Genomic DNA, 11039 nt, shown 5'->3' with positions numbered 1-11039 from the left:
CTGCAGCCCACGGTGCCGCCCGGTACCGATCGGCACGAGCTGGCCCGTCGCTGTGAACGCGCCATCGCCGACTCCGGTGTCGATCGCGCGTTCGCCCCGCCGGCGCGGGGCCGCCACCGTCGGCGCGGCCGCGATCAGCGTGCGCCGAAGCGCTCGGCGGAGTACTCGGCGTCGAACTGCTCGACGAACTCGCCCTCCGGCGGGATCTCGGTGATGACGTCGATCAGCAGGCCGTTGGGGTCGGTCACGATGAAGTGCCGCTGGCCGAACTCCTCGCTGCGCAGCTCCTGTTCGGCCGCGAGTCCGCCCTGGACGACCAGGCGATCCCATTCGGCGTCCACGTCGTCGACCTCGAAGTTCAGGATCAGGCCCCGGGTGGGGGTGCGGTACTTCTCGGGGACGCTGGGGTGCGTGGGATCGAGCAGGGCCAGCTCGTAGGTCCTGTCGTCGGCGGTGCGGCGCAGGCTCACGTACCAGTCCGCTTCGAAGGTGATGTCGAAGCCGAACCACGAGGTGTAGAAGTCGCGGGATTCCGCGACCCGGGTCGTGCCGATAACCGGGTAGAAGCTGCTGAGTTTCACTGTTTCGCCTTTCGCGCCCGTGTTCACATACCGTTGGTACGTGAGCTACGCTAGCTGACATTCCATCGGTATGTCAACGGAGAGGTTCGGGATGGCGAGCGAGCTGCGCAACCGGCAGCGGGAACAGACCCGGCGCACCCTGCTGGACGAGAGCAGGCGGCTCTTCGCGGCGAAGGGGTATGCCGCGGTGGGCCTTTCGGAGATCACCGCCGCGGCGGGGGTGACCAAGGGTGCGCTCTACCACAACTTCGCCAGCAAGACCGAGCTGTTCCGCGCGGTCCTGCAGGAGGTACAGGACGAGGTGGGGGAGCGGGTCGCGGCGGCGGCCGACGCCCGGCCCGAACCGTGGGATCAGCTGGTCGCCGGGTGCGAGGCTTTCCTGACCACGTGCGTCGATCCGGAGATCCAGCGCATCATGCTCATCGACGGGCCCGCCGTCCTGGGCTGGCGCGAGTGGCGGGCCATGGACGAGGGCGCCTCGGCCCGGCATCTGCACGAGGCGCTGAGTGAGTTGGCGGCGACCGGTGTGATCGCGCCGCAGCCGATCACACCGCTCACCCATCTGCTGTCCGGCGCCATGAACGAGGCCGCCATGTGGCTGGCCGACGCCACCGAGCCGAATGCGCTGGCGGACACCATCTCCGCGCTGCGCCGGTTGCTCGACTCGGTGCGTTCGGAATCGAGGTGAATCAGGCCGCGCGGCCGGTCGAGCTGTCGTGCTCGCCGTGATCGCGACCCGCGAGCTCGTCGCGCAGGGCCTGGTGCTTGCGGCACAGCCGCCACAGGCCGGTACGGGCGAAAGCGGGGTCCAGGCGCTGGACGAAGGTGAGGTTTTCCTGCCGCCAGCAGTCGTGGCACTTGTCGTTCATCGCGGCCTCCTTCGTATCCTCGGCGTCGTTGCCTCGGGATCGAGTGTCTGATGAATTCCCCACGCGCGCGTACTCACTCGTCCCGCGCGTACCGGTTCAGCCACAACTGGGTTTCGCCTCGCGGCGGATCAGCGGTCTGTTTCCCGGCCGCTATAGCGTTCGCGGTATCGGCGTTGCCACGCGTGGGAGGGCGTGCCAGCCTGGTGGAAGCGGGAACGCCGGGACAGGCGCCCAGTGGCCGGCCGGTCGTCGGAGCGAGTGCGCGAGGAGGAGAGTCGTGAATCATCGGGCGGAGCTCGACGGGGTCGCCGGGCTGCTGGTCGCCATCGAATTCGCCGACGCCGCACACCGGGAGATCGGCGTGCGCTGGTCGCCCGTGCACGCGCACAAGAAGCTCGAGTACGCGCGCATCTTCCTGGTGCCGGCGACGCCCGAACCCGAGCGCGTGTACCTGGAACTCGTGGACACGCTGCCGTACGGATCGGTGACGCTCCCCGAATCCCTGCCCGCTGGTGAATACGCCATCGAGGTCGACGCGTACGGCAGCGCGAGCTGGGGCGACGGCCGGTTGGACGCGCACGGGCGCAGCGCCTGTTTCACCGTCGGGACCCCGCTGACGCACGCGGGCTGAGGCGGGGGCCACGGCGGGTTCACGCGGCCCGTATTCATTGCGAACCCCGCGCGGGGGCGCGTTATGCTGCTCGGCGAGATCCGCCGCGGTATCAACGCGCGGGTGGGTGTGGGGAGCGGCCGAAATCTGGGCCGCACAACGGAAAGGCATAACAGGATATGGGTGGCGTAGCTGTGCGAGGGGCGCGCTCGCGCCGACACAGATACCGGGGAGGGTGGGTCAAGCGCAGCGTCATCGGCGCCGCCGTGGCCGCGTTGCTACCGTTCGGGGCGTCGGTGGCAGTGGTGGTTCCCGCTGCGGCGGAAGAGAATCCGGCGGCCTTCGACTTCCTGGTCGACTCCAGCATGGGCCAGGTCAAGACGCGCATCGTGCGCGCCGCCGACGGCAACACCGATCGGGTGGTCTACCTGCTCGACGGCGAGCGCGCGCTGAGCACCATGAACGGCTGGGAGATTCACACCGACATTCCCGCCGAGCTGGCCAAGTTCAACATCAACGTCGTCATGCCGGTCGGCGGGCAGTCCAGCTTCTACGCGGACTGGAAGGAGCCGAGCAACATTCTCGGCAACACCGACGCGGGCGGGCTGCTCGGCTCGGACTCCGGATCGGCGGTCTCGGGCTGGGACGATCAGCAGGGCAAGTCGAACACGTACAAGTGGGAGACGTTCCTGACCAAGGATCTGAAGACGGCGCTGCGGGATCGACTGGGCTTCAGCACGACTCGCAACGGCGTGTTCGGACTGTCCATGGGCGGGTCCGCCGCGCTGCTGCTGGCCGCGTACTACCCCGAGCAGTTCGTCTACGCGGGATCGCTGTCGGGCTACCTCTACATGTCCGCGCCGGGCATGCGCGAGGCGCTGCGCCTGGCCATGCTCGCCGCGGGCGGCTACAACATCGACAACATGGCAGCCGCCGGCAGTCCGGAGTGGAAGCGGTTGGACCCGTATGGTTTCGCGGCCCAGCTGCAGGCCAACGGCACTCGCCTGTACATCGGTTCGGGCAGCGCCCAGCCCGCCTCGCAGGACCTGTCCTCGTTCGACGCGGTCACCCTGGGCATGCCGCTGGAGGCCATCGCGCTGGCCAACACCAAGGCGTTCCAGACCAAGCTGGCCGACATCGGCTACGACAACGTCAGCTACGACTTCCCGAGCCTGGGCCTGCACAACTGGGGCAACTGGGAGCAGATGGCCAAGCGGATGATTCCGGATATGGCGTCCCGGATCGGCAAGCCGCTGCCCGCCGGGCAGAAGCCGCCGGGTGAGGGACAGCCGCCGGGCGAGGGCCCGCCGCCCGGTGACGGGCAGCAGCCGCCGAAGTAGGCGCTGACAGCTGTAGCGGAACGAAAAGAGCCGCCGCCGTTCGATATCCGAACGGCGGCGGCTTTCTGCTGTGGTGGGTGCGGGCCACCCCGTGGCGCCTTCGCGTGGGCCGGGATCAGATCGCTGCGGGCAGACGAGGATCCATGGGTCGAACCCGCGCTCGAGCCGGGTGCGTCCGGCTGAGACGAGCGCCCAGCCGGACGGGTGCGGGCAGGGTTAGCCGGTGCGGATCGGCTCCTCTTCGGTCCAGCCCCAGCGGTTTTCCGCCTCGACGTTCAGATTCGCCTGTGGCGCTTTGGCATCGGCGACGAACTGGTACTGCTGGAGCTCGCCCCAGTCCCGGGTCCAGTCGTTCGCCAGGTAGGCGGGGACCGTCCGGGGTTGCAGCAGCAGGTCGATCCAGCCGAGGGGGCCGCCGCCGGACAGGCCCTGCCAGGGGGTGGAGACCTGGGCGTTGAGCTTGTCGGGCTGGATGCGCCAGCTCGGGAGTTCGGCGACGCCGTCCCGGTGCCGGAACGGGCGCTGGCACGGGAAGGCCAGGCCCACTTGGAAATCGGCCAGCACGGGGTCGTTCTTGCCGATCACCGTGTTGAGCGTCGACAGCTTGGGCAGGCGGGGCGGAGTCACCGCGAGCCAGCCCTTGTCCGAGAGGCCGTCGGTCTCGGCCACGAGACGAATCGCGTTGGTGTCGGCCGGAATTCGATCCAGGTCGATCGGCAGATTGCGCCACACCGGCGCGCCGCCGATGTTCGGGGGCGTGAGATCGCCCAGGGGGCGGACCGTGCCGTCGTCGGCGCGGTGCGCGAATTCCAGGCGCAGCCGCTGACCCTCGATGTCGCGGCCGTCGTCGGCCCGGGCGGCGATGCGCCCGGCCACGGTCAGCACCAGTACCCGGTAGGCGGAATCCTGTTGCGCCGCGGCCAGATCCAGCTTGTACCACTGGGTGGTCAGGCTCGCGGGCCGCTGCTCGCCGGAGGCGTAGCTGCCCAGCACCGGGGTTCGGGCGGAGTCCAGGCCGAAGGGCAGGTCGACGGTGCTGCCATTGATCCCCTTCTGGGTGCGTGGCTGCTCGCCGCCGGGGCCGCTCGGGCCACCGGGACCACGGGCGCCGCCGGGGCCGCCCGGCGGGGGACCCGGCTGCCGCCGGCCGCCGCCGGCGCCGCTGTCCGGTGCGCCGCCGCCGGGCTGGCCACCCGGTGCGCCGCTGTCGGGGCCCGCACCGTCCGGACCGTCCGGGACGAGATCACCCACGCCGTCGGCGGTGAAACCGGTGTTCTCCGCGGCGAGTCCGTCGGCGGGTTTGCCGGTGTAGGGCAGCAGCAGCGACTCTGTCGTATTCGTCTCCACCAGAACGTCTTCGGCCAGACCGCAGGGCTTGCCGGTCAGCGCGCGCAGGTTGGACAGCGCCACCGAATACCCGGGGTACTGCGCGTAGGCGGCGTGCGCCATGGACGCCACCTCGAACAGCACCACGGCCGCCGCGGCGATGGTCAGCGGGCGAATGGCCATCCGATCGGCACGGCCGGGGCCGGTCGCGGGTCGGTAGGGCTCGCGGTAGTACCGCCAGCCGGCGATGCCGAGGACCAGCACCGCCGCGATCAGGAACAGCGTGGACACCGCCGTTCCGCCCAGTTCCGGGGCCCGATTCGACCACGGCACACCGTATCCGGAGACGTACCACCAGCCGTTGGAACCGGTCGCGGTCACCGCCAGCAGGAACAGCACGCCCGCGGCGAACAGCGCGCGTTTGTAGCCCGCGCGAATCACGCCGGCGCCCACCGCGACCGTGGTCACCGCCGCCAGCGCGGCGGCCAGGCCCGCGTACACCCCGAGGTGGTGGGTCCACTTGGTGGGGGTGAACATCATCAGCAGCAGGGACATGAACACGATGCCGAGCACCCGGACCACCGGCCCACGCGCGGTATCGGGAATCTGCCCGCCCCGGGCGCGCAGCACCAGCGCGCACACCACCAGGCAGCCCAGCATCGCCAGAATGCCGAAGCGGCGGGCCAGGGAACCGTCCGGGTTCAGCGACAGCAGCGTCTCCCAGCGCGAGAACTCCTCGAACCAGGACTTGTCGGGACCGATGAGCTTGCGCACGCGGGTGGCCTCGAGCACCGTGGCCAAGGTTTGATCGGCGAAGACCACCGTCAGCACCAGCGTGCCCGCCGCCGTGATCGGCGCGAGCAGCGCGGCCAGGGCCAGGGGCCGCCCGGCGGGGGCGGTCACTGCGCGGACCCGGGTGACGATCGTGTGCAGGACCGGTCGGGAACCGGCGACGAGCGCTGCGAGACAGATCAATCCGCTCGGCCCGGCAGCCAGCGCGAACGCCGCGATCAGGACCGCGACGGCGGCCGGGAGCAGGCGGCGGGTGGCGATGGCGCGTTCCATCGAGCACCACGTCAGCAGGGCGGCCAGGGCGATGAGCGGTTCGGGGCGCAGGCCGTTGTTGTAGGGCAGCCAGACCGCCAGGAACACCAGCCCGGCTGTCCACCGGGCCGCCGCGCTGCCGCGCACCCGGGAACCCAGGCGCGGCAGCACTTCCCGGCTGATGACCCACCAGCACAGCAGGCCCGCGAACAGCGCGGGCAGGCGCAAGAAGACGCTCGCGTCACTGATGCGGGTCAGATACGCCAGCACCTCGTACGGCCAGCCGAAGGGAGCCTCGGCGACGCCGAACCAGCGGTAGTAGTTGGCCGTGTAACCGGCGTGCTCGGACACCCGGGCCATGGTCAGGATGTAGCCGTCATCGGAGGTGTTGGCCCCGATCACATGCCACAGCGCCAGCGTGGCGCCGACCACGCCGTCGGCGGGGGTGACCCGCCACCAGCGCGCGGGCAGGAAGCGGCGCGCCCGCCTGCCGTCGGCGGAATCGATGCGGTGCAGGCAGATCAGGGCGATCAGGGTGCACAGCAGCGCGCCGATCATGGCGGCGAGTTTGAGGCCACCGGGGGCCGAGGAGAAGCGGGAATCGATGTCCGCGTGCAGTGTCGCGTCGCCGAGGGCGGCGCGTTCGAGGTCGGTGTAGACGCCGACCAGCTGCGGGCGGACGTCACCGTCGATGGTCTTCGCGAACGGGGAACCGTCGGCTCGGGTCACACCGGTCACCTCGACGGTGGTGGCGGTGGCGGTCGAGCGCAGGATCAGCGCGGCGCACTTCGGCGCGGGCGCGGGTTGCGGATTCGCGGCGGGCGCAACGGCATTGGCGGGCGGCTTGGCCCCGGGCGGCGGGGTGGTGCCCGGCGGTGGGGTGCTACCCGGCGGCGGGGTGCTACCGGGCGGTGGTCCACCGATCGGCGGCGGTCCACCCGGTCCACCCTGCCCACCGGGGCCGCCCGGCGGCGGATTACCGGGCGGCATACCGCCTTCGGGGCCGTTGCCGTTCGGCCCGCGCAGACCCGCGGGCCCGGCCGGGTTTGTCGCGGGGACCGCCTTCGCGGCCTCGGCGCCGAGGATCTCCGACAGCGGCGCGCTCAGCAGTGGCACTCCCCGCACCACCACCGACAGCGTCCGCACGGTCTCGGTCTTCGCCTCGGACGCGGCCTCCGGTGCCGCCCCGGACGTCGACTCGATCCGTGCGATCAGGCCCTGCTCGGCCGCACCCGGCGCTTTCGCCGGAACGGTGGAAAGCACCGTCCCGGTAGCCAGATCACGCAGGGCCGTACACGGCACACTCGCATTCAGCGACAGCGGAACATAATCCACCAGCGGCGCGGTCACCTGGACCGACTGCGCCTGTGGCCATTCCACACTCGTTCGATCCTGCCGAACCGGCAGCAGCGGTGTGAGCACCGCCAGTAGAACTCCTAGAACCCCCGACACAAGGGCGATCAGTTGTACCCGGAGCAATCCGGGAGAATCTGCACGCACGAACGCCGATGCTAACCATAGGACCCGGTAAACACCCCGTGGGTTTTCCGGAGCCCTGGTCAGGGAATCGGGCGTGATCGAGCGCGCGGGCGGTTCGCGAGCCGGCCGGGACCCGCGATGACCCGCCGCGGCCGGGCCGGCGAATCGCCGGGCCGACCGCGACGGGCACCGCGCGGGACGGTCGGGGTCCCGCGCCGCCGGTCAGTCGATGGTGAAACCGAACGTGGGCGCGGAGCCCTCGCCCTTGGTCGCGTCGTAGGTCACCACATAGGCGCCCTCGGCCGGACTCGGCACCACGAAGACGACGTAATTCTTGGCGTTGTCGATGGTTTCGTTGCGATTGAGCAGTTCATTGATCGGACCGCGAATATCGGCGGGCAGGGACTGCCCGTCCGGCGTTTTGATCGTGAAGTAGTCGTAGAAGACATTCGTGCCGCCGTCGGGAATTCCGGACCCGCCGCGCAGCGTGATACGCAGCGCGAGATCCATTTTCCCGTTCTCGTTCTTCGTATAGCTGGGCGTCAGTGTGCCGCCGGTGATCTGCACCGTGGTCTGATCCTGGGTCAGGGTGCCCGAGACGTTCAGGGTCTCCGGCGCGACGCTGATCACCTTGCCGCCCGCCGCGAGCGGAATGATGGTCTGGTTGTCCGCGGCCTGGCCGTAGACCAGGGTCAGGGTGTCGATGAGATGCCCGGGGTCCGAGAGCTTCTGGATCGAGGTGGTCGCGCTGCCGGTGGCCGTGCCCTTGCCGGGCACCGTCGGATTGTCGAAGCCGGCGCCGCCGTCGACCTCGCCGCCGAACTGCAGCGCCGGGTAGACGCTCAGGGTCTTGGTGTCGGTCGTGGTGTTCTTGTAGGTGATGTCGACGCGGATCTTCGCGCCGCCGTACTCGTCCGGCACCACCGTCGCCTTGTCCACGGTGATCTCGAAGCCCTCGTACCAGCCGGTCTTGCCGATCGTGCGCACGGTGGCCTGATCCTGTCCGCCGCCGCCGGACGAACTCGGCTGTCCCGGTTGCCCGGTGCCCATCGGCGCGGCGTTCTCCGAGGCGCCGGGTCCGTTGCCGGTGTCCTCGCCGGTGCACGCGGTGCCCAGCACGGCCGTCGCCGCGATGAGCAGGGCCGCCGCGACGGCTGTGCCCCCGCGGTATCCGCGCCCGGCGGTTCCCGCCCTGGTCTCGTTGGTCGATCGCACGCTGCCTCCCATAGATTCGCGATCCCGGTGCGCGTCGCTGCCCCTGACGAGCGAGTGTTTCGCAAGGAGATCCCCTGTCGCCGCGTCGTCGTTAACGCGGTGTCCGTTCCGGCGCCGGTCAATTGATCGTCGTCGGGTGAATGTGGTCGTCGTAGGGGAGCGGGCCGTCCACGAACGAGCGCACCCACAGTCCGTTGACGGTGATGTCGCCGCCGTGATTGCCGAGGAAGGCGATATCGGCGGCGTCGCGGCCGGTGGCGATGCGCACCAGGCTCGAGCGCGGCGCCAGCCGGGTGGGATCGAACACCTGCCAGCCGCCGCCCACGTACGCCTCGGCGACCGAGTGGAAGTCCATGGGCATGCAGCCGGGCGGGTAGACCGAGGCGACGCGGGCCGGCACGCCCACCGCGCGCAGCAGCGCGACCGTGAGGTGGGAGAAGTCCCGGCAGACGCCGTTGCTGGTCAGCAGGGTGTCCACCGCGCTGTCGCTGGGCGCGCTGCTGCCCGGCAGGTAGCCGATGCGGCGGGCGACCCAGGCCGCCACCCGGCCGGGCACCTCCGGATCGTCTATGCCGCAGCCGAACTCGGCGGCGGCGAAGCCGAGCATCTTGTCCGACTCCACGAATCGGCTCGGCCGCAGGTACAGGGCGAGGTCGTAGTCCGAGGCGGGTTCCGGCCGGGCGGCGCCGAGGACCCGCGCGCTGTAGTTCGTCCGCAGATTGCCCGCACCGCAGCGCAATACGTGGATCCGGGACCCGTGCGGCCCGCTCACCTCCTTGGCTGTCTGTGGCGCGCCACCGAGTTCGAAGCTCAGTGTTTCGATCACCTCGACGCCGGGCTGGTGGGCCACCGCGATCTGGAATTCGAGCAGGGATTCGGCATGGACCTCGACGTCGAGAAGAACCGAGACGTCACGCTTCACGCTCCGATTCTCGCAGGCGAGGCCATGCCCCCGTGGGGTACCGGCGCGATACAACTAAGCTTTCTTTCTCATGGCCCTCAGCGCGACTTTGTTCAACTTCTCCGTTCAGCTCGCGGACGTCGATCGCGGCGTCTACGAGGATCTGGAGTTGCGGCTGGCACGGCACCCCTCGGAGAACGACGAGTTCATGCTGACGCGGTTGCTGGCCTACTGCCTGGAGTACGAGGAGGGCATCGCCTTCAGCGACGGCGGCGTGTCGGCGACCAAGGAACCCGCCGTGCTGGTCCGGGACCTGACCGGGCGGGTGACGGCCTGGATCGAGATCGGCTCGCCCGACGCGGACCGCGTGCACCGGGGCAGCAAGCTCGCCGACCGGACCGCGGTCTACACCCACCACGATCCGGCCAAGGTGCTGGCGCAGCTCAGCGGCAAGAAGATTCACCGGGCGCGGGACATCACGCTGGTCAATTTCGAACCGGACTTCATCGAGAAGGCGGTCGAGGCCATCGAGCGGCGCAACACGGTGTCGCTCTCCATCACCGAGGGCGATCTGTACCTCGACATCAACGGCTCGAGCTTCAAGACCGTCATCGAGAAGCGGACGCTGAGCTAGCGCCGCGGGTCAGGACCCGGGGCGGATGATCATCAGGACCACGACGATCGTCCAGAGCAGGTTGTAGAGTCCGGCCAGCATGCCCAGGGTGCGCAGGCGGGTGCCGTCGTCGGGGGTCTCGAGGGCCTCCTTCTGCATCGGGTGGATCTGCACGGCCAGCAGCACGCCCGCCAGGACGGTGATGACCATGGCCGCGGTGATCCAGATTTCGCCCATGCGGCCCTGGACCGAGGCCAGGATCATGCCGATGACGGGGACCGCGATTCCGGCCACGGCGTACCTACCGGTGATGCGGTGCAGCAGCCGGGCGACCGCGGCATCGCGCTCCGAGGGTTCGTCCGCCGTAGCGTTCGCACCCGCGGTGACGAGCGCGTAGCGCGGGAAAAGACTGGTCGCGACGGCCGAGCCGCCGATGAAGACGATGCTCGCCACCACGTGCACCGAAAGCAGAAAATGCTGCAAGGCCAACTCCCATATCCTTCAGGTGGATTGAAGCTTAGCCTCGAGCTTCAATGAAGTTGAAGGATATGACGGAACTCACCGCGCGGGCGCGCGCTACCCGGTCAGGGGGCGGTCCAGCTCGCGAAGGCGGCCAGAATCGCCGCGCCGACCTGGCGCAGGATGGGGTCCGAGTCCGGTCCGAACAGCCGCCCGTCCACCTCGGCCACGGCCTTGCGCGCCGCGCCGAGCAGTGCCGTTCCCGCCTCGGTGAGCTCGATGGTCGAGGCCGAACCCGCCCGCGCGTTCCGGTCCCGCACCAGCCCCGCGGCGACCAAGCCCTTCACCGCGGTGTGCACGCTCTGCACACTGGTACCCGACATCCGAGCCAGGTCGCTGAACGACGCCCCGGGCACCCCCGAGATATGGCCGAGCAGCCCGAGACGGCTGACCGTCAGCTCGAGCGGTGCGAGCGCCGCGGCGAGTTCGGTCTCGACCGTGCGGGCGAGGGTCAGCACCAGAATCGACGGACTGCTCACCGGCGGGCGCTGTGCCGAATCCTCGGAGGTCATCCGGTCATCTTCGCGCACGGCCGGGCGTGC

The 11039-nt window shown here is 69.9% G+C and carries 11 protein-coding genes; 4 read left to right on the top strand and 7 right to left on the bottom strand.

Annotation, left to right across the window (positions count from 1 at the left end; all coding sequences use genetic code 11):
* Nucleotides 1–134: 134 nt before the first annotated feature.
* Nucleotides 135–581 carry a VOC family protein gene (locus ACWDOP_RS34745; RefSeq protein ID WP_456348457.1) on the bottom strand — a complete coding sequence of 149 codons (447 nt, stop codon included), beginning with the start codon at nucleotides 579–581 and terminating at the stop codon, nucleotides 135–137.
* A 70-nt stretch (nucleotides 582–651) separates the two neighbouring features.
* On the opposite strand from ACWDOP_RS34745, the gene ACWDOP_RS34740 reads away from it, so the two are divergent.
* Nucleotides 652–1269, top strand: coding sequence for a TetR/AcrR family transcriptional regulator (locus ACWDOP_RS34740; RefSeq protein WP_454201345.1), 618 nt, complete (start codon nucleotides 652–654; stop codon nucleotides 1267–1269).
* A 1-nt stretch (nucleotide 1270) separates the two neighbouring features.
* Here ACWDOP_RS34740 and ACWDOP_RS34735 read toward each other — a convergent pair whose 3' ends face one another.
* Complete coding sequence (locus ACWDOP_RS34735; RefSeq protein ID WP_354987925.1) at nucleotides 1271–1450, bottom strand: hypothetical protein; 180 nt, start codon at nucleotides 1448–1450, stop codon at nucleotides 1271–1273.
* Between the two features lie 277 nt (nucleotides 1451–1727).
* Between ACWDOP_RS34735 and ACWDOP_RS34730 the strand changes: the two genes are divergently transcribed.
* Complete coding sequence (locus ACWDOP_RS34730) at nucleotides 1728–2081, top strand: hypothetical protein (RefSeq protein WP_456348456.1); 354 nt, start codon at nucleotides 1728–1730, stop codon at nucleotides 2079–2081.
* A 158-nt stretch (nucleotides 2082–2239) separates the two neighbouring features.
* The gene (locus ACWDOP_RS34725) at nucleotides 2240–3400 is read left to right on the top strand and encodes an alpha/beta hydrolase (RefSeq protein ID WP_456348455.1); all 1161 of its coding nucleotides are present in this window, start codon (nucleotides 2240–2242) and stop codon (nucleotides 3398–3400) included.
* 216 nt (nucleotides 3401–3616) lie between these two features.
* Here the strand turns inward: ACWDOP_RS34725 and ACWDOP_RS34720 are convergent, their stop codons facing one another.
* The 3 genes from ACWDOP_RS34720 to ACWDOP_RS34710 all read right to left on the bottom strand — a co-directional run bounded on the left by ACWDOP_RS34720 (nucleotide 3617) and on the right by ACWDOP_RS34710 (nucleotide 9386).
* A complete protein-coding gene (locus ACWDOP_RS34720) occupies nucleotides 3617–7192 on the bottom strand; it encodes an arabinosyltransferase domain-containing protein (RefSeq protein WP_456348454.1) in 3576 nt (1191 codons plus the stop codon).
* A 279-nt stretch (nucleotides 7193–7471) separates the two neighbouring features.
* Nucleotides 7472–8464: a hypothetical protein gene (locus ACWDOP_RS34715; RefSeq protein WP_456348453.1), complete on the bottom strand. Its 993-nt coding sequence runs from the start codon at nucleotides 8462–8464 to the stop codon at nucleotides 7472–7474.
* 118 nt (nucleotides 8465–8582) lie between these two features.
* Nucleotides 8583–9386, bottom strand: a complete 804-nt coding sequence (locus ACWDOP_RS34710; RefSeq protein ID WP_456348452.1) for a transglutaminase-like domain-containing protein — start codon at nucleotides 9384–9386, stop codon at nucleotides 8583–8585.
* Nucleotides 9387–9456: 70 nt separating this feature from the next.
* Between ACWDOP_RS34710 and ACWDOP_RS34705 the strand changes: the two genes are divergently transcribed.
* A complete protein-coding gene (locus ACWDOP_RS34705; RefSeq protein WP_454201339.1) occupies nucleotides 9457–9999 on the top strand; it encodes a YaeQ family protein in 543 nt (180 codons plus the stop codon).
* 9 nt (nucleotides 10000–10008) lie between these two features.
* On the opposite strand, the gene ACWDOP_RS34700 is transcribed toward ACWDOP_RS34705, so the two are convergent.
* Nucleotides 10009–10467 carry a hypothetical protein gene (locus ACWDOP_RS34700; protein ID WP_456348451.1) on the bottom strand — a complete coding sequence of 153 codons (459 nt, stop codon included), beginning with the start codon at nucleotides 10465–10467 and terminating at the stop codon, nucleotides 10009–10011.
* 95 nt (nucleotides 10468–10562) lie between these two features.
* Nucleotides 10563–11009 (bottom strand): MarR family winged helix-turn-helix transcriptional regulator, encoded by a 447-nt coding sequence (locus tag ACWDOP_RS34695; protein ID WP_456348450.1) that lies wholly within the window; start codon nucleotides 11007–11009, stop codon nucleotides 10563–10565.
* Nucleotides 11010–11039: the final 30 nt, after the last annotated feature.

It is taken from the genome of Nocardia sp. NPDC003693 (assembly GCF_053981095.1).
This window is presented reverse-complemented; position numbering and strand designations above follow the sequence as displayed.